General features: G+C 32.6%; 17 protein-coding genes. 7 read left to right on the top strand and 10 right to left on the bottom strand.

Annotation, left to right across the window (positions count from 1 at the left end):
• The first annotated feature begins 211 nt into the window (after window positions 1–211).
• Window positions 212–1,042, top strand: a complete 831-nt coding sequence (locus D1816_RS00185; protein ID WP_118500743.1) for a type IV pili methyl-accepting chemotaxis transducer N-terminal domain-containing protein — start codon at window positions 212–214, stop codon at window positions 1,040–1,042.
• A 31-nt stretch (window positions 1,043–1,073) separates the two neighbouring features.
• On the opposite strand, the gene D1816_RS00180 is transcribed toward D1816_RS00185, so the two are convergent.
• Window positions 1,074–1,766, bottom strand: coding sequence for a response regulator transcription factor (locus D1816_RS00180; protein ID WP_066311330.1), 693 nt, complete (start codon window positions 1,764–1,766; stop codon window positions 1,074–1,076).
• 298 nt (window positions 1,767–2,064) lie between these two features.
• Between D1816_RS00180 and D1816_RS00175 the strand changes: the two genes are divergently transcribed.
• The 5 genes from D1816_RS00175 to D1816_RS00155 all read left to right on the top strand — a co-directional run bounded on the left by D1816_RS00175 (window position 2,065) and on the right by D1816_RS00155 (window position 8,965).
• The gene (locus tag D1816_RS00175) at window positions 2,065–3,360 is read left to right on the top strand and encodes an alginate export family protein (protein WP_118500742.1); all 1,296 of its coding nucleotides are present in this window, start codon (window positions 2,065–2,067) and stop codon (window positions 3,358–3,360) included.
• A gap of 166 nt (window positions 3,361–3,526) precedes the next feature.
• Window positions 3,527–6,046, top strand: coding sequence for a nitrite reductase large subunit NirB (gene nirB, locus D1816_RS00170; protein WP_118500741.1), 2,520 nt, complete (start codon window positions 3,527–3,529; stop codon window positions 6,044–6,046).
• Window positions 6,047–6,113: 67 nt separating this feature from the next.
• A complete protein-coding gene (gene nirD, locus D1816_RS00165; protein ID WP_066311339.1) occupies window positions 6,114–6,491 on the top strand; it encodes a nitrite reductase small subunit NirD in 378 nt (125 codons plus the stop codon).
• A 65-nt stretch (window positions 6,492–6,556) separates the two neighbouring features.
• Complete coding sequence (locus D1816_RS00160) at window positions 6,557–7,144, top strand: DUF4202 domain-containing protein (RefSeq protein ID WP_066311341.1); 588 nt, start codon at window positions 6,557–6,559, stop codon at window positions 7,142–7,144.
• A gap of 3 nt (window positions 7,145–7,147) precedes the next feature.
• Window positions 7,148–8,965 carry an ATP-binding protein gene (locus D1816_RS00155; RefSeq protein ID WP_118500740.1) on the top strand — a complete coding sequence of 606 codons (1,818 nt, stop codon included), beginning with the start codon at window positions 7,148–7,150 and terminating at the stop codon, window positions 8,963–8,965.
• A 37-nt stretch (window positions 8,966–9,002) separates the two neighbouring features.
• Here the strand turns inward: D1816_RS00155 and D1816_RS00150 are convergent, their stop codons facing one another.
• The 9 genes from D1816_RS00150 to D1816_RS00105 form a co-directional block, all read right to left on the bottom strand.
• Window positions 9,003–9,872 carry a BadF/BadG/BcrA/BcrD ATPase family protein gene (locus tag D1816_RS00150; RefSeq protein ID WP_066311345.1) on the bottom strand — a complete coding sequence of 290 codons (870 nt, stop codon included), beginning with the start codon at window positions 9,870–9,872 and terminating at the stop codon, window positions 9,003–9,005.
• A 71-nt stretch (window positions 9,873–9,943) separates the two neighbouring features.
• Window positions 9,944–10,945 (bottom strand): type I glyceraldehyde-3-phosphate dehydrogenase, encoded by a 1,002-nt coding sequence (gene gap, locus D1816_RS00145; RefSeq protein WP_066311348.1) that lies wholly within the window; start codon window positions 10,943–10,945, stop codon window positions 9,944–9,946.
• Window positions 10,946–10,988: 43 nt separating this feature from the next.
• Window positions 10,989–11,975: a 6-phosphofructokinase gene (gene pfkA / locus D1816_RS00140; protein ID WP_066311351.1), complete on the bottom strand. Its 987-nt coding sequence runs from the start codon at window positions 11,973–11,975 to the stop codon at window positions 10,989–10,991.
• A 252-nt stretch (window positions 11,976–12,227) separates the two neighbouring features.
• Window positions 12,228–13,610, bottom strand: a complete 1,383-nt coding sequence (locus tag D1816_RS00135; RefSeq protein WP_118500739.1) for an alpha-amylase family glycosyl hydrolase — start codon at window positions 13,608–13,610, stop codon at window positions 12,228–12,230.
• Between the two features lie 28 nt (window positions 13,611–13,638).
• Complete coding sequence (locus D1816_RS00130) at window positions 13,639–15,492, bottom strand: glycoside hydrolase family 13 protein (protein WP_118500738.1); 1,854 nt, start codon at window positions 15,490–15,492, stop codon at window positions 13,639–13,641.
• Window positions 15,493–15,597: 105 nt separating this feature from the next.
• On the bottom strand, window positions 15,598–17,904 hold the full coding sequence (locus D1816_RS00125) for a glycoside hydrolase family 65 protein (RefSeq protein ID WP_118500737.1): 2,307 nt from the start codon (window positions 17,902–17,904) through the stop codon (window positions 15,598–15,600).
• A 99-nt stretch (window positions 17,905–18,003) separates the two neighbouring features.
• A complete protein-coding gene (gene pgmB / locus D1816_RS00120; protein ID WP_118500736.1) occupies window positions 18,004–18,663 on the bottom strand; it encodes a beta-phosphoglucomutase in 660 nt (219 codons plus the stop codon).
• Window positions 18,663–20,243 (bottom strand): MFS transporter, encoded by a 1,581-nt coding sequence (locus D1816_RS25945; protein WP_199729949.1) that lies wholly within the window; start codon window positions 20,241–20,243, stop codon window positions 18,663–18,665. Before D1816_RS25945 ends, pgmB begins: the two co-directional genes overlap by 1 nt.
• A gap of 120 nt (window positions 20,244–20,363) precedes the next feature.
• Window positions 20,364–21,395, bottom strand: a complete 1,032-nt coding sequence (locus D1816_RS00105) for a LacI family DNA-binding transcriptional regulator (protein ID WP_066311360.1) — start codon at window positions 21,393–21,395, stop codon at window positions 20,364–20,366.
• Window positions 21,396–21,712: 317 nt separating this feature from the next.
• On the opposite strand from D1816_RS00105, the gene D1816_RS00100 reads away from it, so the two are divergent.
• Window positions 21,713–24,640, top strand: a complete 2,928-nt coding sequence (locus D1816_RS00100) for a SusC/RagA family TonB-linked outer membrane protein (protein WP_066311667.1) — start codon at window positions 21,713–21,715, stop codon at window positions 24,638–24,640.
• Window positions 24,641–24,648 lie beyond the last annotated feature (8 nt).

Below are 24,648 nucleotides of genomic sequence, written 5' to 3'. Positions count from 1 at the left end.
AAGATAGGAAAATATCAACAAACTAAAAAGTTAAAAATTCCTTTAAATACAACACCTTACAAAGCTTTTTCCACACCTCTTTAAATTGAAAACCGTAAGAATTAGGTCAACACCCCATTAAAACCAATTAATCAAATTTGAACATTTGTTAGTTAAAAATAATTAAGTATATTTACGTAAACTAATATTAACCTCCCTAGAATAATTACACATGCGAATAAAAATAACTTCCATCTTTGTTACTATTATTTTGTTGTACTCATCCCATGGGTATTCGCAAAATCAAAATTATGGATCTATTAGCTACAATAAGGCTATAAATGTATCTGGAAAGCAACGAATGTTATCTCAAAAAATATCGAAAGCATACCTATTAATTGCTAAAGGAATTGATAATTCAGAAATAAAGAAAGAGCTTAATTCGAGTAAGTTTATTTTTGAAAAGCAATTAGATATTTTAGAAAAAAATGCTCCTAACTCTGCTATAAAATTATCTATTAAAGATATCAGGAGGTCCTGGAACGATTTTAAAGCCGCTATTGATAGTCCACCTAACTTTATGAATTCTGCAAAAGTACTTGAACTCAACACCCCTTTACTACGCAAATGCCATGAATTAGTATTAAGTATAGAAACGAGTTCAAAATACAATAATCAATTTTTCAAAAAGACCAATCAAGACCTAGCGAGTACGATTAATGTTTCTGGTAAACAAAGGATGCTTTCTCAAAGATTGTGTCTATATTATACTGCTTTATCTATGTTTCCCGACAAGAAAGCTCAATATAAAGGTGTTATCGTTAAAATTTTTAGTGAGTTTGATAACGTTATTGGAGATTTATTAATTAATAGCTACAATACTACAGAAATAGAAGAAGAACTGGGCAATGTAATGTCGCAGTGGGAAAAGTTTCAAATAAACAGAAAAGATTTTGTAAATGGAGCTTTTTCATTAGAAGATGTTTTTTATACTACAAACAGCCTAACCAAAAGTTTTAATAAAATAACCGGGATCTACGAAATCATTTCAAAAAGCACATAAAATCTAAAAACATCTTGCTAATATTGTAAGATTAGGGAATCATTCCATATTCTCTAGCTTTATTGCTTAGCTCAAGGACATTTTTAACATCCATCTTTTTCATCAAATTGAATCGATGTACTTCTGTGGTTCGTTTACTAATATCAAGCTCTAATGCTATATCTTTATTAGTCATTCCAGAGATAGCTAACCGAAGAATCTGATTTTCTCTTTTTGTTAGATCAAAAGGGTTTTGATTTTTAATCTTAAAAGATTTATTAAAATCCACATCTTCTTCATCCCATTCATTTGATTGAAAACCGTCTCCTTTAATTTTCCTAATTAATATGGAAGAAACATCTCCGCTAAAATATTTTTCGCCTCTACTTATAATTGCTAAAGCTTTTAGAAACTCCTCTTTACTCGATCCTTTAAGAAGATATCCGTCTGCTCCTGCATTAATGGATTGTAGTATATATTCATCAGAATCATGCATCGATAACATGATAGTTTTAGTCTTTAAATTTAGGAGTTTAAATTGTTGTACCATTTCAATACCAGACATTTCAGGCATTCGTATGTCGCAAATTGCAATATCAGGTTGTAACGATTTAATCAAATTAATTCCCTCTTCTCCATTAGAAGCTTCTCCAACAACACCATATTGTTCTTTTTCATCTTCAAGAATTGCTCTTATCCCGTCTCTAACCATAAAATGGTCATCTATAAGCACTATTGTTATCATTAGCTGTAATTTAAAATACTTAGAAGTTCAAAACCTCTTTGCAGACCAAATATATGAATATTTCAAAAACGTCTAAGTAAATTTTAAGACTTGTTAAATAATTCTACGTATTATTATCTAAAAAACACCATTAAAATACGTATTATTACTTAGTTTTGGTTTTCAAAATTATACTGATAAATCTAAAATAGAATATGACTCTAGTCATACTTTATCGCTTTATCGTCAAGTATTTTTGTTTAACCATACGAATTTTTAAAACCTATATATACCTATACATTAATCTAAACTTATTGAAATGAAAAACAAATTATTTTTAACGACGCTAGTAATCATGGTATTTATTTTAAAGGGTAAAGCCCAAGAATTAAGTATTGATGCAGATATTAGACCTCGATTAGAATATTTAAACGGTTTTGGAAATCTTATCCCGGATAATGTAGATGCCGGAACCTTTGTACAACAACGTTCAAGGTTAAAATTTGCCTATAAAGAAGAAAAATTCGCTGCTTATTTAAGTGTTCAAGATGTAAGCATATGGGGAGATACTCCACAAATTGCTGCTGCAGACAATAACAACAGTTTCTCTATTGCACAAGCGTGGATTGATTTTAAACTAGGAAAAGGTTGGTCTACCAAACTTGGAAGACAAGCTTTATCTTATGATGATCAAAGGATATTTGGTGGTTTAGATTGGGCAATGCAAGGTCGATTTCATGATGCAGCATTACTAAAATATACAAAAGAAGGTTTTAAACTGGATATCGGTTTAGCCTTTAATCAGAATGGTATATCTACACAAACCACTTTATTCGATCCTAATAACGGAGGAAACGCAAGAGCTGTATTTGATTACAAAGGAATGATATATGCATGGTTGCATAAAGATTGGGAAAAGTTTTCGGGTAGTCTTTTGATAGCTAACAACTCTTATCAAAATCTCGAAGGTCAAGTCCCAGTTGACGGAAATGTGAATCGTCAAACATTTGGTACTCATTTAGTAGCCAAACCAGCAAAAGGACTTTCTATAATGGCAAATATCTATGGGCAAACTGGTGAATTTACAGAAGATATTGATCTATCGGCATATAATGCACTACTTGAATTAACCTACAAACCAGGAAAAACCTTATTCGGAATCGGATTTGAGACCTTAAGTGGTGATGAAAACGGAGGAACAGATGGTGAAATAAAATCTTTCTTCCCAATCTTTGGTACTAATCACAAGTTTAATGGGTACATGGATTATTTCTATGTGGGTAACCATGCAAATAATATTGGTTTAAATGATTTTTACGCCAAAACTGTTATTAAAACTGGAGAAAAATCAAGCTTATTAATTAAAGCGCACTATTTCTCTGGTGCAGAAAGCCTAGGTGATAATATCGATGATTATTTAGGTACAGAGGTTGATCTTGTCTTTACTCAAAAACTTTTGGCATTTGCTACCTTAAAAATTGGCTACTCTCATATGTTTGCTTCAGATTCTATGGAAATACTAAAAGGAGTTACAGACCCTGCCAGTACTCAAAATTGGGGATGGGCCATGTTAGTAGTAAAACCTAACTTTTTAAAATGGAGTCCAAAACCGTAATAAGATAACTTCTTTACTTTATATAGAGAACCCTGCTTTAACATGATTTCGGCAGGGTTCTCTATTTATTTTTTTTAAATTCTCAATTTTACACACCCATAATTACGTAATTCTTATCAAAATTATACGTATTAATACTTAATTTTGAATTCTAAATACGTAATTCATGAAGAAAGTAGTCATTATAGGCAATGGAATGGTAGGATATAAATTTTGTGAAAAATTTGTTGCCTCAGAAAGATTCAATGAATATAAGCTTACAGTTTTTGGAGAAGAACCTAGAAGAGCTTATGACCGCGTTCATTTAAGTGAGTATTACGCGGGTAAAACAGCTGAAGATTTAAGTATGTCATCTGCAACTTGGTATGAAGAAAACAACATTGATCTTCATACTTCAGAAATGATTACAGAAATTAATAGAATAGAAAAAACAGTCGCCAATCACCGAGGAACAAAATATGAGTATGATTACTTAATTTTTGCAACAGGATCTTCTGCATTTGTACCCCCTATTCCAGGAGTGGAAAAAGAAGGAGTGTTTGTATATAGAACAATTGAAGATCTTGAAGCTACTGAAGCCTATGCAAAAAAATTAAAAGCAGCAGGAAAAACAGAAGCCGCAGTACTTGGAGGTGGTTTGTTAGGTTTAGAGGCTGCAAATGCTGTTAAGAACCTCGGTTTAAATGCCCATGTTATCGAATTTGCTCCACGTTTAATGCCAAGGCAATTAGACAAAGGCGCCAGCGATATGCTTCAATCTAAAATCGAAGAGTTAGGCTTACAGGTACACTTATCAAAACAAACTCAATACATTCAAGGAGATAAATCTATCGAAGGATTACAATACATTGATGAAACAGAATTAAAAGTTGATATGCTCGTAGTCTCTGCGGGAATTAGGCCAAGAGATGAAGTCGCAAGAGAATGTGGATTAGAAGTAGGAACTAGAGGTGGGATCATAGTAAATCAAAAAATGCAAACCTCTGATTCAAATATCTATGCTATCGGAGAATGTGCTTTACTAAACAATATGATTTATGGTCTTGTAGCTCCCGGTTATGATATGGCTGAAATAGCCTTAGACCAAATTACAGGAGGCGACAATACAATGCCAGAATATATTGACATGTCTACTCAATTAAAACTAATTGGTACCGAAGTAGCTAGTTTTGGTGATGCGCTAAATGAAGCTAAAGAAGATATCGATGAAATCACTTACGTAAATAAACGTACAGGAATTTACAAAAGAATTAACGTCGCTAAAAACGGAAAAAAACTATTAGGAGGTATCCTTGTCGGTGATTCTTCTGATTATAATGCATTGTTTCAAATTTATAATACAGCAATGAAACTACCCGAGAATCCAGAAGATCTAATTCTAGGAAGTCGTGGTGGGGACAATGGTTCTCTCTTAGGAGATGTAATGGATCTTCCGGATGAAGCTCAAATTTGTTCTTGTGAGAGTGTTACCAAAGGGCAAATTTGTGGTGCTATTCAGAATGGAGAAGCTAAAGATCTGGCCGATGTAGTAAGCTGTACTAAAGCGGGAACAGGTTGTGGGGGTTGTAAACCTATGGTAAAAGATTTAACCGATGCTACCTTAAAATCTTTGGGAATTGAAGTAAAAGATAATGTTTGTGAACATTTTGATTATAACAGACAAGAATTATATGACATTATTCAAATAAAAGGATACACATCATTTGATGAAATTTTAGATAAGAAAGGAAACGGAGGTCATGGTTGTGAACTATGTAAACCTTTAATAGCATCATTAATGGCAACAATTCATGCGGATACCGCTAACAAAGAATATGTAATTCAAGATTCTAATGACCGTTTCCTGGCAAATATTCAACGTAATGGAACTTACTCTGTAGTACCCAGAATTGCAGGAGGAGAATTAACTCCACAGCAATTAATCGATCTTGGAGAAATAGGAAAAAAATATGATTTATATACCAAAATAACAGGTGGACAACGTATTGATTTCTTTGGAGCGACATTGAATCAGTTACCAAAAATTTGGAAAGATTTAATTGATAAAGGATTTGAAAGTGGCCATGCATATGGTAAATCCTTACGAACAGTAAAAAGTTGTGTAGGTTCTACTTGGTGCCGATATGGTATGGATGAAAGTGTAAGTTTTGCTATTGAATTAGAGAATCGTTATCGTGGAATGCGGTCACCACATAAAATCAAAGGAGGCGTTTCAGGATGTATTCGTGAATGTGCTGAAGCAAGAGGTAAAGATTTTGGAGTTATCGCTGTAGAAGGTGGTTGGAACTTGTATGTAGGTGGTAACGGAGGAGCTACTCCTCGTCATGCAGAATTACTTGCAGAGCAGATTGATAATGAAACTGTAATCAAATACATTGATCGATTTTTAATGTTTTATATGCGTACCGCTAAACCACTGCAAAGAACTGCTGCTTGGTTAGATCGTTTAGAAGGTGGAATAGAACATCTTAAAGAAGTCGTTATTAATGATAAATTAGGTATTGCTGCAGATTTAGATACAGAAATGAATACGCTTGTGAACAAGTTTGAATGTGAATGGAAACAAGCCATAGAAGATCCAGAAACCATGAAACGCTTTAGTCATTTTGTAAATAGTGACGAAGATGATGATAATTTGGTTTTTGTACCTCTAAGGGACCAAAAAATGCCCGAACACTGGAAATAATAGTAAAATTTTGATAAAGTATTAATGTGTTTTCGCCTCTGCGAAACCAATCAAGAATGTTTTAGTTATGGAAGAAATTTTGGAGATATATAAAACAACAACAACCGAAGAAGTAACCGTATGGTTTAAAGCTGCCAAAATAAGTGATTTCCCAAAAAACGGGGGAGCATGCATAAAATATAAAGAAAAGCAAATAGCAGTATTTAATTTTGAAAGAAAGAATATGTGGTATGCATGTCAGAATGTATGTCCGCACAAAATGGAAATGGTTTTAAGTCGCGGTATGACAGGAGATCATCAAGGCACTCCAAAAATAGCTTGCCCAATGCATAAAAAAACTTTTTCTCTTGAAAATGGTAAAAATCTAAACGGAGACCTTGCTCCTATCGCAACATATCCAGTAAAATTAGAGGGAGACAATGTTTACGTAGGTTTTGCCGAATAGATAAAATCATTTGATTCTATTCTTAAAAAGAATTAACTTTGTTTGGATACCAATTCAAAACTTTTATGCCAACCAAAAAATTACTCGAAGCATATCGATTATTTGATAAAGCTAACTCCTTAGATCCCAATTTAGAGACCGTTAATGGGGATACTATTCCAAAAGAATTAATTTACGGACAAAGGATGACCCAAACCTTAGAATCTTTTAATCAAGATGCTTCTGAAGCTTTGAGGCTGGCAGCTCGTTCTCAACATATTTGTAGATGGGAAATACCTAGATCAAGCTACCCAATGGACCGAGTGGGATATTTAAAATGGCGTGAAGATTTGAAAAAATTTCATGCCGCAAAGGCTTCCGAAATATTAGATAGTTTGGATTATGATATAGAGACTATAGAAAGAGTCTCTTTTTTACTTCAGAAAAAGAAACTAAAAAAAGATGAGGAAACACAAGCCCTCGAAGATATTATCTGTCTAGTTTTTCTTACATACTATTACGAAGATTTTCTTTCTAAGCATAAAAATGAAAAGGTAATTGATATTTTACAAAAAACTTGGCGTAAAATGTCAGAAAAAGGACAGCAAGCTGCATTAAAAGGATCATATTCTAAAAAAGCATTAGATTTGATTCAGCAAGCTTTAGCATCTTAAACATTGAATAAAAAAGAATCTTTAGATCATCAAACCTTTGGACGTCTAAGCAAAATTTATAGTATTGCTTTGGGGGCTATTGCTTTGTTTACTATTGGAGGTCAATTTTTTATTCAACAATATCTAAATAGTCAAATAGATGATTCCAGAATAATTAATATTTCTGGACGACAACGAATGCTTAGTCAAAAACTACTAAAAGACATTCTACTACTTGATAATATTGAAAAACAAAAAACCAGAAATAATGCGATTAAAGATTTAGAGTCTACCATTTTCCTTTGGCGCGAATCTCATGAAGTACTCTCTCGGCATAATGAAACCCTACAAAACAAACAAAAAGATAGTACCGAAATACACAAAATGTTCTCAGTACTACAACCTTATTTTCAAAAAATATTAAATAATAGTGTCGAAATTATTGATCTATATAAAGATGATACTATAGATCAAAAAATACTTAAACCTTATCTAGATGAAATTGTTTTAAACGAACCTCTATTTCTTAAACAAATGGATAAAATAGTGTTTCGTTATGAGTTAGAGGCACAACAAAAAGTTTCCTATTTAAAGAAAATTGAATACCTCCTATTTGGACTAATACTTTTAATTTTATTTATCGAATTTGTTCTTCTTTTTAGACCTGTAGCTATTAGTATTAAAAAGACGATCTCAAATCTATTATTATCACAACGTAAAGCCGAAGAAATGGCTTTTAAAACGGATGAGTTAAGAAAAATTCAAGAAGAAAACATTCAAGAACTTTCATCACTCACAAAAGCCATAGATCAAACGTTATTGTATGCCAGAGTTGATGCATCAGGAAGTATTAAAAGTTTAGGGGAACGTTTTTCTAAACTATTGGTTGAAGAAAATTATGAAAGAAAAAACTTAACAGATCTAATGGGGTTGAATGCCGTGCAAAAAAATAGATTATTGCAACTCATAACTCAAAACAAAGGTGGTGTATTTAACGAAGAATTTGAGTTTATTACCCGGACAGGAAATAGAATATGGCTAGACATTTCTATACTCACTGTATTTAAGGAATCCGGAGATTCTGAACGTTTGGTCCTTTGTTCTGATATTTCGAAACGCAAGGAAGCTCAAAACGAGATTGAGCGCCTTAATGCTTCTAACTATAAAGAGAAAGAAGAACTACAAAAATCCAATGCAAGTCAAATTGTAGAAGCTCAGGAAGAAGAACGCAAAAGAATAGCCAAAGAAATTCACGATAGTATTGGTCAAATGTTGACTGCACTTAAATTTAATATAGAATCCATCAACCTAAATAATATTGAGAAAACATCTCAAAAGATTGAAGGATTAAAACAACTATCTCAGGATTTAATACAAGGTACCAGAATTGCTACTTTTAATCTCACTCCACCTGAATTAAAAGACTATGGTATTAGTATTGCTCTTCAGAAAATGGCAAAGGAACTTTCTAAACTAACAAGTAAAAATATCGTTTTTGAGAATCTATCAGATTTTGATCATCGATTCGATTCTTTAGTTGAGACCAATTTATATAGAGTAACTCAAGAAGCAGTAAATAATGCGATAAAATATGCCAATTCTAGTTATATCATGATTAAAATTAATCATACAGATGCTGTTCTAAGTATTATTATTAGTGATAACGGAAATGGTTTTAACATTAGCGATATTCCTGCCAAACCAAAAAACAATGCAGAAGGTGGAATGGGGTTATTCTTTATGAAAGAACGCATGAATTATATTAATGGTAGATTATTTTTAAACTCGATTCCAGGAGAAGGTACTCGAATTACATTAAATTATACAATCCCCAATATCTAGATTAATTTTCTGTTTTTTCTACAAAAACATTTATATACTAGACTTTATTCGTTTTTTTTTTAATCACCTCGTTACGATAATAATCCAAAATACCATCTATTGGGCGTCTTACTATATTTCCTACGGTAAGATTATAAGGCCAAACTGCAGCTCTAATAATATCTTCACTAAAGTGCGCTATTGAACCTATAAAGTGAATAGGTACATTTTGAGCTTCAGCAAAACACAACACCCGATTTTCTACAAATTCCTGAATTCCTTCGGTAACAATTTTATAAAAATATCCGTTACGTTCACTTGTAAAAATAAATTCAGCAAAAGAAGCTAAATATGTATTTGGATTATCTTTTTTGTATAGATTTTGTTTAATACTATCAGAAGATAAATCAAATCTTTTTTCAAACTCTGAGGCTACCTCTGGTGGCATTCTTTTGTAGTAGTAATCTCTAATTAATCTTTTTCCAAAGTAATTACCACTTGCTTCATCCATAAGAATATATCCTAAAGAATCAACAGTCATATGGATATCATCACCATCATAATAGCAACTATTAGACCCTGTACCTAAAATACAAACGATACCTGGTTCTGTAGTGGCCGCATAAACAGCTGCAACCATATCCTCTTTTACAACAACTTCTGAATTAACAAAATACTCTTCAAAGATTTTTGTCAACATCGCAGCAGGTCTTTTTGTTCCACATCCTGCTCCATAAAAGTTAACTACATCGATTTTTTCACGATAATCAGCAAGTTCTTGATTATCCCTAATTCTTTCTTCTAGAAGAGATTTTTCAAATACAGCAGGATTTAACCCCTCTGTTCGGGTTTTAAAAACAATTTCTCCCGAATCATCGAGAAGAATCCAGTCACACTTAGTAGAACCGCCGTCAGCTATTAAAATCATTTAAATCTAGTTTGTAGTTAGCAAAGAGAAAAAACCCCGAAAATTTATTTCTCGGGGCTATATTTTATTAATTATAGATTACCCACATGAGTTGAAAGATCAACTAACTTAGTTGAGTATCCAAATTCATTATCATACCAAGAGATAAGTTTAAAGAAATTGTCATTTAAAGCAATACCTGCATTAGCATCAAAAACAGAAGTTTGTGATTCTCCTACAAAATCTTGTGAAACTACATCTTCTTCTGTATATCCTAAGATACCTTTTAATTCATTTTCAGAAGCATTTTTTACAACTGCCTTAAGATCATCATAAGAAATTGACTTTTTAGTTTTTACAGTAAGATCCACAACAGAAACATCTGCAGTAGGAACTCTAAATGCCATACCTGTTAACTTACCTTGTAAAGAAGGAATTACTTTTGTAACAGCTACAGCCGCCCCAGTTGTTGAAGGTATAATGTTATTTAAAGCACTACGTCCTAATCTATAATTTTTTCTAGAAGGAGTATCTACAACTGCTTGTGTAGCTGTTCCTGCATGTACAGTAGTCATTAATCCTTCTTCAATTCCAAAATTATCATCTATTACTTTAGCTAAAGGAGCTAAACAATTTGTTGTACAAGAGGCATTAGAAACTATATTATCTGTAGCCTTGACATCATTATGATTTACTCCCATTACGAACATAGGAGCATCTTTTGATGGTGCAGAAATAACAACTTTCTTAGCACCTGCTTTTAAATGGGCATCTGCAGTACCTAAAGTAGTAAAGATACCTGTACAATCCATAACTACATCTACACCTACAGCATCCCATTTAAGATCCTCAGGGTTACGTTCTGCTGTTACACGAATTTCTTTTCCGTTTACAACAAGGTTTCCATTTTGAACTTCAATAGTTCCTTCAAATTTTCCGTGTACAGAGTCATATTCTAATAAATACGCTAAATGTTCTACATCTAGTAAATCATTAATTGCTACTATCTCTACATTATCACGTTTAGAAGCAATTCTAAATGCAATTCTTCCGATTCTTCCAAAACCGTTAATTCCAATTTTTAACGTACTCATATTTAAAATTTTAGTTGTTTTTAATTTAAATGGTTATATAAAATTATACCGAAGTAATGTCGGCCACTTTTATCAATCCGTCATGTTTATGTTCTCGTTTATCAAGTGCTGTTTTTAAGGGTACAATAGTTACTGTTTTATGTACAATCCCAATCATCACTTCACTTTTACCTTCTAACAAGGTTTCTACTGCTCCTACTCCTAATTTACTTGCTAATACTCGATCATAACAACTTGGAGCTCCTCCTCTTTGGATATGTCCTAATACAGAAACTCTTACTTCATAATCACCCAAGTTCTCTTCAACATATTCTCCTAATTCAAAAATGTTTTTACCTGATTTATCACCTTCGGCTACAACAATTATACTAGAAGTTTTACCTGTTTTTTTACTTTTCTTAAGAGACTCGATTAACCTATCTACTCCCATATCTTCTTCTGGAATCAAAATCTCTTCTGCTCCTGCGCCTATACCTGCATTTAAAGCAATATCACCAGCATCTCTTCCCATTACTTCAATTAGAAATAATCTATTGTGTGAACTTGCAGTGTCTCTAATTTTATCTATTGCTTCTACTACTGTATTTAGTGCGGTGTCGTACCCTATCGTATAATCAGTACCATTAATATCATTATCAATTGTACCAGGAATTCCTACGACAGGAAAGTTAAACTCTTCTGATAATTTAAGCGCACCTGTAAAACTACCGTCTCCTCCAATTACCACAAGTGCATCAATATTATTTTTGATCAGATTGTCATGCGCCTTTTTTCTCCCTTCTTCTGTTCTAAACGCTGCGGATCGAGCAGATTTAAGAAAAGTACCTCCTTTATTAATTATGTTACGAACAGACCTTGCATTTAGTTCTTCTATTTCGTTCCCTATTAGGCCTTCATATCCTTTATAAATTCCAAAACAATTTATTTTATAAAAACTACATGCTCGAACCACTGCACGTATTGCAGCATTCATTCCTGGGGCGTCTCCTCCTGAGGTTAAAACGGCTATATTTTGAACTTTTTCCATCATCGAAGTCAAATCTATCGTTAATGGTAGTAATAACCTAATTTGAAAAAAAACTAAAACGTTTTCGGTTAATAAATTCGCTCTTTACCTACATAAAAAGCATTATTTTAACACATTTTCATAGATTATTTTAAGAATAAAACGATAATGTAGCGCCGTCTTTTAAGATATTTCCAAGAATTGAAAAATTGTATATAACATAAAAACGGCTTGCAGTTGCAAGCCGTTTATAAAAGTTTATCGTTAAAAATTTTATTATTCTTGAATAAGAATACGATATTTCCAGCCATCAAGACTTTGAGTATCTTTTGGAATACTCTCGTAGAGCTCTCCAGAAAGATAGTCTTTGAACTTTCCTTTATAATCTAACGAAAATTTTAGTGGCTCATTTGTCATATTAGCAATAAACACAACTTTATGATTATTTTTTTCTCTAAGAAAGGCAAGAATATTGTTGTCGTTTGATGTTTTTATCCTAGTATAGGATGCAGCATTTTTTCCTCCATGCAATGCCGGGTTATTGTTCTTTAATTGTCCTAATTTTTCGTATAATGGGAAAAATACTCCCTCTTTTTTGATAATTGTATCCTTTTCAAAGAACAACAATCTCTTTTCCATATCATATTCTTGGCCTGAATAAATTAGTGGCATCCCAGGAGTCACATAAGACAATGCTGCAAAAAGCTCTGAAGCATCCCCCATTCTTTCTCTTACAGTACCGTTCCACGAATTTTCGTCATGATTTGATGTAAAATTCATTAGAATATCATCTTTAGCATACATAGAGTCTATTTGAGTCATTCTTTTATCCCATTCTTTTGCATCTGCTTTTCCTTTTGCAATATCATTCATTTTATGATGGGTATCCCAACCATACCCCATATCAAAAGCATTTTCTAATAGTTCCGGTTCCCAACCTTCTGCTAGCATAAATATTGGTTTTACTTTTTTTAATTCTGCTACCGTCTTATTCCAAAAATCCACAGGAACCATCCCTGCGACATCACATCGAAAACCATCTATATTCTCTTCTTTTAACCAATACAACATATCATTCCTCATTTGTTCACGCATTTCTTTATTATCATAATTAAGATCCGCTACATCAGTCCAATCCGTATCAACAGTATGTGTAATATTTCCATCTTTATCTTTTGTATAATATTCTGGATGCTCTTTTAACCAAACATGATCCCAACCGGTATGATTAGCTACCCAATCCAAAATGACGTAAATCTCATTATCATGAGCTGTTTTTACTAATCTTCTAAAATCATCAAGAGTACCAAACTCTGGATTAACTTTTGTGTAATCAGAAATTGCATAATAGCTGCCTAGTGTACCTTTACTTTTAGTTGTTGAAATAGGGTATATTGGCATTAACCAAAGAACTTTTACTCCTAATTTTTTAAGGATGGGTATGTCTTTTGTGAAAGCATTAAAAGATCCTTCTTCAGAATATTGACGGATATTAGCTTCATAAATCACCGCATTTTCCATAACAGCCTCATCGATTGGGGCTAATTCTTGTCTTTCTTCATTAGTTGTTTCTACATTTGCGATTGGTGACTCTTTCTTTGTTTGCCCACAAGAAATTAAGATTCCTGTAGCAATAAAAGTTATAAGTATTTTTTTCATTTTCTTTTTGGATTATCTGTGGTTACAATTACTTTAATTCTAATATCATTGAAGTTTTTGCCTGAACCGTAAATTCTTCAGTTATAGTAATGTTATTATCTGTTAGAATATCTACAGCAGTTTTAAAGTCCTTAATTCCTTCTTTAAAACGACCAATATCTACTTTGCGATCTTTAGTATTATTATTAATAATTACCATTGTACTTTTTTCTTCATTATATCTAAAGTATACATATACGTTATCAAAAGGTATGTACTGTAATAATTTTCCTTTATGTATAGTAGAAGCATTCTTTCTCCAATTCAATATTTTTTTTGTAAACGCATAAAATGCTTCTTGATCTTTAGTTCTACCATTTTTTTCTGGTGGTAAAAATGCATTTTGTTCATCTTTTGGCCACCCTCCCGGAAAATCTCTTCGTATGTCACCATCTCCATTTTTATCTCTATTACCTAACATTCCTATTTCGTCACCATAATATAGTTGTGGTATTCCGCGTGTCGTTAATATTAATGTCATTGCCATTTTATATTTATTAATATCACTCTGGTATATTTCATTAATACGGTTCGTATCATGATTACCCGTAAATAGTAATACATTATTAATATTTGCATATAAAAAGTCGTTCGAAAAGTTTTCATAAGCTCTAATCATACCTTTGTCCCAGGCATTTTCATCCTCATCAAACATAACAGTTATGGCATCATGAAGTGTAAAATCCATAACCGATGGTAGATATGAGTTAAAATTATCAATAGCTCCTATTCTACTATCTTTTTGCCAGTATGCTATTTGAGCCTGATTATGCATCCATACTTCTCCTACGATATTAAAGTTTGGATATTCGTTCATAATACTCTTTGTCCATTTTGATATCCCCTCTTTATCATTATATGAATATGTATCTACTCTAAAACCATCTAGATCTGCATATTCTATCCACCAAATTGCATTTTGGGTAATATATTTAAGAAGTAATGGGTTACTTTGATTCATATCGGGCATAGTCGTATCAAACCACCCATCCATGCAACCTTTAGCATCTATTTTAGAGGCATTACTATCAAATTGCGTAGTCATTCTATAGTTGCTTCTTTTAAAACCTTCTGGCCATTGGTGTATCCAATCTTTGGTTGGTAAATCATTGATCATCCAGTGTTTTGATCCCCAATGATTAGTTACATAATCCATAACTAACTTCATATCCAGTTTATGCATTTCTGAAGCTAGGCGTTTATAATCATCATTAGTACCATATCTAGGATCTATCTTATAAAAATCACTTTGAGCATAGGTGTGATAAGAATATGTAGGTTCATTATCCTCTAATAAAGGAGTGCTCCATAAGGTTGTAACACCAAGATTCTTGAGATATTCTAGATGTTCAATTACGCCTTGTATGTCTCCACCATGTCTTCCTCCGGGATTGGAACGATCGGCTTTTTCTAAAGTATGGGAATGCGTATCATTTTTAGGATCTCCATTCGCAAAGCGATCTGGCATAATCAAATACATTACATCACTACTATCGAATCCTTTTCTTAGTGCAGATGCTTCTTTTCTTTGTTTAAACTCATATGATTGAGAAAATTCAACCATATTATTATATTTAAAATCAATTGCAATTTTTCCTGGTGCTATATCTTGCGTATCGATTGTTACAAATACATAATTCTTGTTTTCGGTTTTCTTAACCTCTAGAATAGTTACGTCTTTGATTTCTATATCGTATTTGGCGATATCCTTAGCATAACAAAGTATCTGAAGTTCATTCTGTTGCATACCACTCCACCAAAAAGGTGGTTCTATCTTTTCTACTTGCCCATACATACATGAAAATAGAAAGCAAGTGAATAGAAATATTAGTCTACTATTCATTTTTTTGTGAATTTTTAATTTTAATAAAAATTATTGATGATCTTAATAGAAGTTAATACCCCAAAAAGATTTTTTTGGGGTATTTATTTAACTATATGATTTAGATTATATAGTGATTAATGTATCGGGAGAAATATTTATCTCTTTTCCGTCTACATAAATTATAAGTTCTTGATTTCCTTCTAAATTAAAAGAAGTCCCTTCTTGAGAAACGTTAACTTTTAAGATTTGATTTCGGAAATTAACATTAAATGTATATCCTTTCCATTCTTTAGGAATTTTTGGAGAGAATGATAATCTATCATTTTTTATTCTAAGTCCTCCAAACCCCTCGACTATGCTCATCCAAGTTCCTGCCATACTAGTAATATGCAGACCTTCTTCGACTTCTTTATTATAATCATCTAAGTCTAATCTTGAAGTTCTTAAATAAAAAGTATATGCCTGATCCATACGATCTAAAGCAGCGGCTTGAATACTATGAACACAAGGAGACAAAGAAGATTCGTGTACCGTAAAAGGTTCGTAAAAATCAAAATGACGCCCTAATTCTTCTGAAGTAAACTTGTCTTCAAACATATAAAAACCTTGAAGAACGTCTGCTTGTTTAATATAAGGTGATCTTAATATTCGATCCCAACTCCATTTTTGATTAATCGGACGTTGAGATTTATCAAGATCAGCAACAGTTATTAATTCTTTATCCAAAAATCCATCTTGCTGTAAATATACCTGATGCTTTGCTGAATAAGGGAAATACATTTTTTCTGCAACTTGGGCCATGGCATTAATTTCTTCTTCTCCAAGTTTAGTTTTTTCGATTATTCTTTTGTAATCATTACTGTATTCTTCTTTTACTTTAGTAATATTTTCAATACAATACTCTATACACCACTTTGCTAAATAGTTCGTATACCAATTATTATTAATATTATTTTCGTACTCATTTGGGCCAGTAACTCCTAGTATCACATATTTATCCTTATCGGTAGAGAATGTTGCTCTTTGATGCCAAAAACGAGCAATTCCGATCATTACTTCTAATCCTTTTTCTGGAATATAACTATAATCTCCTGTATAACGGTGATAATTATAGATAGCAAAAGTCATTGCTCCATTACGATGTATTTCTTCAAAAGTAATTTCCCACTCATTATGACACTCTTCTCCATTCATGGTTACCATTGGATATAAAGCTGCTCCATTAGTAAACCCAAGTTTTTCGGCATTTTCTATGGCTTTTTCAAGATGCTGATAACGATACGTAAGAAGGTTACGAGCAACAACTTGATCTTTTGTTGCCATATAAAAAGGAATGCAATATGCTTCTGTATCCCAATATGTACTACCACCATATTTTTCTCCTGTAAACCCTTTAGGACCTATATTTAATCTGGCATCTTTACCTAAATATGTTTGATTTAACTGAAAAATATTAAATCGTATACCTTGTTGTGCTTTTACATCTCCATCGATCGCAATATCAGCCATTTCCCATATTTTGGACCATGCATTTTTTTGCAAATCTAATAATGCTTCAAAACCTGATTCTGAAGCTTGCTTAAGTACTGCAGAGCTTGCTGTAACGAGATCTTCTTCTTTGTGATTTAATGAGACTGTATATCCACCAAATTTAACTACAGTTGCTGTTTTCCCTTTAGGGACTTCGAGGGTATAGTTTAATTTTACGCAAGTATTACTAATCTCAACTTTAGGATAAATATCAGTTGCTTTTTCATCTAGAAATATTTGATTGAGCATTCCTGTACAGGCATGAAAATCAGTTTTCATTGTTTTAGATAAAATATGTGCTGTATTGCCCTTATGCGCTAAATCATAAGTATCCCAGAATTTATCATCCCAATTGGTATCTTCATTTGTAATACCAGCGTCTAAGTATGGCGTAAAAACAACTTCGACGTCTTGACTTATGGGAGTTACCTCATACTTGATAGCACCTACCTCATCAAGGTCCAAACTTAAAAAACGAGTTGATTTTACGGATACTTCAATACCATTGGTAAGAACAACATTAAAAGAACGTTGATACCAACCTTCTTTCATGTTTAACTCTCTTCTAAAATTGGTCACTGATTTACATTTAAATAAATCTAATTTCTCACCACAGATTTCTACATTAATACCAATCCAATTTGGAGCGTTAAGTACTTTAGCAAAATACTCTGGATATCCATTTTTCCACCAACCTACTCTGGTTTTATCAGGATAATATACTCCCGCAATATAACTACCCTGAAAAGTAGGTCCAGAATACATTTCTTCGAAGTTGGCCCTTTGTCCCATTGCTCCGTTACCTATACTAAAAAGGCTTTCTGAGGATTTAACACGTTCTACATCAAACCCTTCTTCAATAATTGACCAGTTATCTGGTTTTACATAATCCTGATTCATCTGTTCTTCATTAATTTTTTAGTGGTTAGTCTACTTCACCAATTTAATTCTCTTCTATAGTGAGATGACTTTACGTTGTGGTTAACTTTATTCTATTTTTTATTTTTTGGTCAAAACCAAGTTATTTATAAAATCTTCTTTGATTTCGGTAAAATCATTAAATACATAATCTGCTTCATGCAAAACTTGACGATTACCAATCCCTATACTAATCATATTGGCGCTATTTGCCGCCTGAACTCCTGCAACAGAATCTTCAAAAACCACACAGTTTTCTGGAGAAATACCTAGTTCTTTTGCTCCTATAAGAAATACTTCAGGATCTGGTTTGGCTTTTGATACATTTGTTCCATCCACAATAGCTTCAAATTTTTCTTGCAACTGAACTTTTTCAAGAATTATTCTTGCGTTTTTACTAGCTGAACCCAATGCGATACCTTGGTTTTTTGAAATCAAGTAATCTAATACTCTTGGCACGTCAGGAAGAATTTCTGTCGTATCCATTTTTTTTATGTATTCTAGGTATTCTTCATTTTTCTCTGTCATTAACCTAGTAAACTCTTCTTCTGAAATGGTTTTATTACCCCATTCTAATATTTTTTCTAAAGATCGTATTCGGCTAACCCCTTTAAGTTGTTCATTTTGTTCTTCAGAAAAAGAAATTCCTAAGTTATTAGCAAGGTTCTGCCATGCTAAAAAATGATATTTTGCGGTATCCACAATAACACCATCTAAATCAAATATGAAAGCTTTTTTCATTAATTCTTTATTTCTTTTGGATTATAAGTAATAGCGTCTTTATTAGTTATCAAAAAATTACACAATCCCGCAATGATTAGACTTATACCTGCTATTATCATTGCATTAATTGCTCCATCACCTAAAAGCTTATAGGTAAAATTAATTCCGCCCAACGCGGCTATAATTTGAGGTATCACAATAAACATATTAAAAATACCCATGATTACTCCCATTTTCTTTGGGTCAACAGAGCTTGAAAGCATGGCATATGGCATAGATAAAATACTACCCCATGCAAACCCAACTAAAGAAAATGAAAGGATTAACCATTCTGGAGATGGGATAAAATACATCGATATAAAACCAATACCTCCCAAGATAAGAGATACCATATGTACATATTTTCTATTTATTCTCCTTTTTGATGTATAAAATACTAATATTAAAGCAAATACCATAGAAGACAATCCATAAACTCCATTATAAGAACCTACTAGATTAGAGGATTTCTGAAATTTATTATTACTTACCCAATACCATGTTTTTTCTTGATCAAAATCTTGAGCAATAGATGTTAAGTAATTACCTCTCTCTTCTGTATTTTTAATAGCATTATATTGTTCTTTATAAAGGTGTACTAAGTTTAAATCATTAACCAAAGTATCTTGTAAAGCATTATTAAAGAATAATGTATCCCGTTTGGCAATAGTTAAAAACTCTGTTTGATACTTTTTTATGAGATCTGTATTTTTACTTTCTACGGCATAAAGCTCTTTGGTTGGGTTTGGTGTTTTAAAAATATGTTCTGTTAATGCTGGATTGGTTAATCCCCACATAGTAAAAAAGGCAAACCAGCTAAAAAACTGAACCACCCCAAGTTTTTTCATGGTTAGCGGCATATTACCTATGTTACCCAAAATGTCAGAAATGAAACTATTTTTCTTTTGCTTTTCTTTTTCAAACTCTTCCATATCCTCTGGAGGATACTCTTTTGTGGTAAATACAGTATACAAAATACTGATCAAAAAAATACAAGCCCCAACTGCAAAAGCCACTTTTACAGACATTGGCAAAACACCACTAGGAGCAGAATCACTAGCACCTAGCTTTGATACCATCCAAGGTAAACTACTTGCTACAAAGGTTCCGACTCCAATTATCAAGGTTTGAACTAAAAATCCGTAAGACCTTTGAGAATCTGGCAATTTATCAGCTACTAAGGCTCTAAAGGGCTCCATTGATATGTTAATAGAGGCATCTAAAATCCATAACAACCCAGCTGCAACCCATAAAAAAGGTGAATGTGGTACTATAAAAAGAGCTATAGAACTTAAAATAGCTCCTACCAAGAAGTAAGGCCTTCTTCTTCCCCATCTTGGACTCCAAGTTCTATCGCTTAAATAACCTATTATAGGTTGAACTAACAAACCTGTTAAAGGCGCTGCCAACCACATGATCGGAATATCATAGATTTCGGCTCCTAATGTTTGAAAAATTCTAGACATGAAACCGCCCTGTAAGGCCATTCCAAATTGTATTCCTAAGAAACCGAAACTCATGTTCCAGATTTCCCAAAAACTTAACTTACGCTTATTCATCAAGTAAATCTTTGATTATTAACTCGATAAGCGAAATTGCTTATCAAAACTTATTTAGTAGAAAGTGAAAATATAAGTTTTGACTGAGGGCAAATATATATTATTTTTCAATATATCGTATTACCGTTTCGTTTTTTTTGTTGATTGTCTTTGTATTAAACTTGTATCTATTATTACTGTTCTATATTCTTCGCTTACGGTATCATCGCCTTCTAGTTTATCAATAAGTAACTTTGCTGCTCTAATACCCATATCTTCACCATGTTGACTTATCGTAGTTAAACTCGGTATAAAATGCTTTGATAATATACCATCGGTAAATCCAATTATAGATATATCATCAGGTATTTTTTTTCCTTGCTCATTAAGAACTTTGGCTGCAGTTACGGCAAATAACTCATTTACTGCAAAAACCGCATCTATATCCTTATTTCTTAGGAACTCTGAAATTTCCGCCTCACAATTATCTACATCTTCTATTTTAAGAATTAATTCTTCTTCTTCCTGTATATCATATGCGCGTAAAGCTCTTAAATAACCATTTGTTCTTAGTTTACCGACACTTATATAATCTACTGTCGTTAGAATAGCAACTTTTCTACATCCTATAGATAAAAGGTGATTTGTAGCCGCTTGAGCTCCTTTTGCATCATCTATTATGACTTTATCACATACAATTTCATCTATAATTCTATCAAAAAGAACAACAGGCATGCCCTGATTCATGGTTTCTTCGATATGATGATAATCCTTTTTAAGTTGAGTTTCTTTAGCTACTGATAAAATAAATCCATCAGCACTTCCGCTAGCAAGCATTTCTAAATTGATTACTTCTTTATCAAAGGAATTGTTTGATGAACAAATGATTACATTATATCCTTTTTCATTAGCCACTTTTTCAACACCTCCAATAACGGTGGTAAAAAAATGATGCACTATTTCTGGAATGATAACTCCTATTGTTTTTGTTTTTCTATTCTTTAAACTTAGCGCTATATTATTAGGTTTATAGTTGTACAACTTTGCAAAAGCTTTTACTTTTTGTCTAGTATCTAAACTTATCTCGACACTATCTTTTAATGCTTTTGAAACGGTAGAAATAGAAACATCCAGTTCTTTTGCTATTTGTTTTAATGTAACTTTTTGCTTCATCTGTTTTCGTTTATGACTTACTTAATTAAACATTCAAAATAATCGTAATAGGTAATATGCTAAAAGCTTTCTGATCCTTATGATTATCCTCACCAAAGTATTTCTTATTGATCAAAAAACAAATTTAAGCAGGAAAACATGGCAGATGAATAGAAATTCACTTAAAATTTTAGCGGAATTTCAAAAGTTTTCCACACGCAAACGTTTGCGTTACCTACCTAGTCTAAAGTGCCCAAAAATTAACATAGAATTTACATACTTTGGTTGCAGAAAGTGAAAATATAGGACTAAAAACAATCAAAAACTACTTTAATTTTATGAAAACATTTACTAAAAGCGCAATGCTTTTATTGTGGTTGGTGCCAATGAGCTTTTTTGCTCAGTCTACTGTTGTGGGGACAGTGACTGATGCAGGAAGTGGTCAACCCATTCCGGGTGTAAATATCATTGTAAGGGGAACATCAAACGGAACATCTTCCGATTTTGATGGTAACTATTCTTTGGGTAACGTCAAAGATGGGGAAAGTATTATATACTCTTATGTTGGTTTTATAGAACAGGAAGTGGCTTACACTGGCCAAGCTACAATAAACATTGTATTAGAAGAAGATGCTGCCGAGCTCGAACAAGTTGTACTTATCGGGTATGGTGCTACCAGAAAAAAAGATCTAACCGGATCTGTTGCTTTAATTACAACAGAAGACTTTAATACCGGTAATAATGTTACGGCAGAAAATCTATTTACAGGTCGAGTTGCCGGTGTAAATATTAATACCAATGGTGGGCCTGCCGGAAATTCTCAGATTAGAATTCGTGGAGGTGCATCATTAAACGCCTCTAACGATCCTTTAATTGTTGTAGACGGTTTGCCAATTAATGATCCTAATGATACGAACAACGGTTCTAGATCAGTCTTATCTGCTATTAACCCAAATGATATCGAATCATTTTCTATTCTTAAAGATGCATCAGCTGCAGCCATATATGGTAACCGTGGTGCTAATGGAGTAATAATTATTACTACCAAAAAAGGAAAAAAGAAATTACAAATAAGCTTAAACTCTAAAACATCTATTAACACACAAACTGATGGAGTTGATGTGTTTTCTGCAGATGAATTTAGAGCTTATGTTGCCGAAAATTTCCCAGATCGTGTTGCTGACCTTGGAAATGCTAATACAGATTGGCAAGATGAAATATATAGAGATGCATTTTCTTCAGACCATAACTTATCGGTAAGTGGTTCTATTTTAGACGCATTACCTACTCGATTGTCTATCGGACGATCAGATCAAGAAGGAATTAGAAAAACATCTAAGTTCGAAAGAACTACAACGTCGCTGTCTTTAAACCCAAGATTATTTAATAATCATCTAAAAATAGATGTAAATGCAAATCTTAATTTTGAAAAAAACAGATTTGCACCTGGTGTAGAAGGATCGGCTATTACTTTTGATCCAACACAACCTGTTTTTGATCCTAGTTCTCCTTTCGGAGGATTCTTTGAATACACAGACAGTAATGGTTTTGCACAAGCAAACGTGCAAAGAAACCCTGTTGCTCAGTTACTACAAACTAGAAATATCGCCAATGTTAGAAGATATTATGGTAATGCAAAATTTGATTATCAATTACACTTCTTTCCAGATGTAAGGGCCGTACTTAATTTAGGATTAGATACTAGTGAAACAAATAGATTTGAAGAACGATCTACAGAAAGTGCAAATACTTTTAATTCTAATCTAGGAGAATTTAATGGTTTTAAATCAGATACAGATTTCACATCAAAAAATAGATTACTTGATGCCTATTTAGTGTACAATAAAGATATTGGAAATTTAGGAGTTGAAGCTACTGGAGGATATTCTTATCAAAAATTTGAAGTAGAGCGATTTGAGACTTTTGATCAACGCGATCCAAACTTAGAACCAGATGTTACAATAGAACCAGATGTTGTATTATTGGCATATTTCTTAAGAGCTAATTTAAAACTAAGTGATAAGTATTTTTTAAGTGGATCCATTCGTAGAGATGGTACTTCTAGATTTGCTGAAGATGTTAGATTTGGATATTTCCCTTCTGCTTCTTTCGGATGGCAGATTAGTGAGGAGAACTTTTTACAAAATTCTTCTACATTGAGTAATCTTAAACTACGATTGGGATATGGAGTCACTGGTCAACAAGATTTAGGAACATTTGCTAATGGTTATTTAGAACGCTATAGAACTGCTGGTCAAAATACGCAGTATATACTAAATGGAGAAGTTATAAATATTGTACAAGCTCAATTTAGAAATGAAGATTTAGAATGGGAAAAGATCACAGAATATAATATTGGACTAGATTACGGATTATTTAATGATAGAATCTCTGGAGCAATTGATGTTTTCAAAAAAGAATCTAATGATTTATTATCATCAGCTCCAGTTCCTGATGCTGTAAACTTTTCTAATCAAGGTTTCCAAAACATAGGAAAATTTACCACCGAGGGGGTAGAATTTTCGATAAGTGCAGATATTATCAAAAACAATAACCTGAATTGGAATCTAAGCTATAATGTGACTTTTATAGATCAAGAAATAGAAGAATTAGCATTTGGTCAAGATATTATAACCGGTGGAATTAGCGGGGGAATTGGTAATAATATCCAAATCCAGAGACAAGGAGAATCTCCTTTCTCATTCTTTACTTTTGCTCAAATATATGATGACAATGGTAGACCCATTGAAGGTGCCTATGCAGACCTTAACAGAGATGGTGTTATTAACAATAATGATAGATATATCTCCGGAAAACCAGCAGCTGATATTACTATGGGACTTCAATCTAGTTTAAACTATAAGAACTTTGATTTTAGTTTTAATATGAGAGCTAGTATAGGTAATGAAATCTATAATAATGTAGAATCCCAAAATGCACAGATTGGTAATACTTTTAGAACTGTATTTAACAATACTCCTGTTAGCGTTTTAGAAACCAATTTCACAAATACTCCAAATGTTATTCTTTCTGACTTCTATATAGAAGATGCTTCATTTTTAAGAATGGATAACATCACTTTAGGATATACATTAAGAGATGTAATGAAAGGTGTTTCGAGCCTTCGTCTATGGGCTGGTGTTCAGAATGCATTTGTTATTACTGATTATTCTGGTCTTGATCCAGAAATTCAAAATAATGGTATCGATAATACTATTTTTCCTAGAGGACGCACCTACCTGTTGGGGTTAAACTATAACTATTAAAAACATTG

The sequence above is a fragment of the Aquimarina sp. AD10 genome, assembly GCF_003443715.1.
In the GTDB taxonomy this organism is placed as follows: Bacteria; Bacteroidota; Bacteroidia; order Flavobacteriales; family Flavobacteriaceae; genus Aquimarina; species Aquimarina aggregata.
This window is presented reverse-complemented; position numbering and strand designations above follow the sequence as displayed.

Coding starts and splice junctions, on each gene's coding strand:
- D1816_RS00185 (WP_118500743.1), top strand. CDS start 212: ATGCGAATAAAAATAACTTCCATCTTTGTTACTATTATTTTGTTGTAC.
- D1816_RS00180 (WP_066311330.1), bottom strand. CDS start 1,766: ATGATAACAATAGTGCTTATAGATGACCATTTTATGGTTAGAGACGGG.
- D1816_RS00175 (WP_118500742.1), top strand. CDS start 2,065: ATGAAAAACAAATTATTTTTAACGACGCTAGTAATCATGGTATTTATT.
- nirB (WP_118500741.1), top strand. CDS start 3,527: ATGAAGAAAGTAGTCATTATAGGCAATGGAATGGTAGGATATAAATTT.
- nirD (WP_066311339.1), top strand. CDS start 6,114: ATGGAAGAAATTTTGGAGATATATAAAACAACAACAACCGAAGAAGTA.
- D1816_RS00160 (WP_066311341.1), top strand. CDS start 6,557: ATGCCAACCAAAAAATTACTCGAAGCATATCGATTATTTGATAAAGCT.
- D1816_RS00150 (WP_066311345.1), bottom strand. CDS start 9,872: ATGATTTTAATAGCTGACGGCGGTTCTACTAAGTGTGACTGGATTCTT.
- gap (WP_066311348.1), bottom strand. CDS start 10,945: ATGAGTACGTTAAAAATTGGAATTAACGGTTTTGGAAGAATCGGAAGA.
- pfkA (WP_066311351.1), bottom strand. CDS start 11,975: ATGATGGAAAAAGTTCAAAATATAGCCGTTTTAACCTCAGGAGGAGAC.
- D1816_RS00135 (WP_118500739.1), bottom strand. CDS start 13,610: ATGAAAAAAATACTTATAACTTTTATTGCTACAGGAATCTTAATTTCT.
- D1816_RS00130 (WP_118500738.1), bottom strand. CDS start 15,492: ATGAATAGTAGACTAATATTTCTATTCACTTGCTTTCTATTTTCATGT.
- D1816_RS00125 (WP_118500737.1), bottom strand. CDS start 17,904: ATGAATCAGGATTATGTAAAACCAGATAACTGGTCAATTATTGAAGAA.
- pgmB (WP_118500736.1), bottom strand. CDS start 18,663: ATGAAAAAAGCTTTCATATTTGATTTAGATGGTGTTATTGTGGATACC.
- D1816_RS25945 (WP_199729949.1), bottom strand. CDS start 20,243: ATGAATAAGCGTAAGTTAAGTTTTTGGGAAATCTGGAACATGAGTTTC.
- D1816_RS00105 (WP_066311360.1), bottom strand. CDS start 21,395: ATGAAGCAAAAAGTTACATTAAAACAAATAGCAAAAGAACTGGATGTT.
- D1816_RS00100 (WP_066311667.1), top strand. CDS start 21,713: ATGAAAACATTTACTAAAAGCGCAATGCTTTTATTGTGGTTGGTGCCA.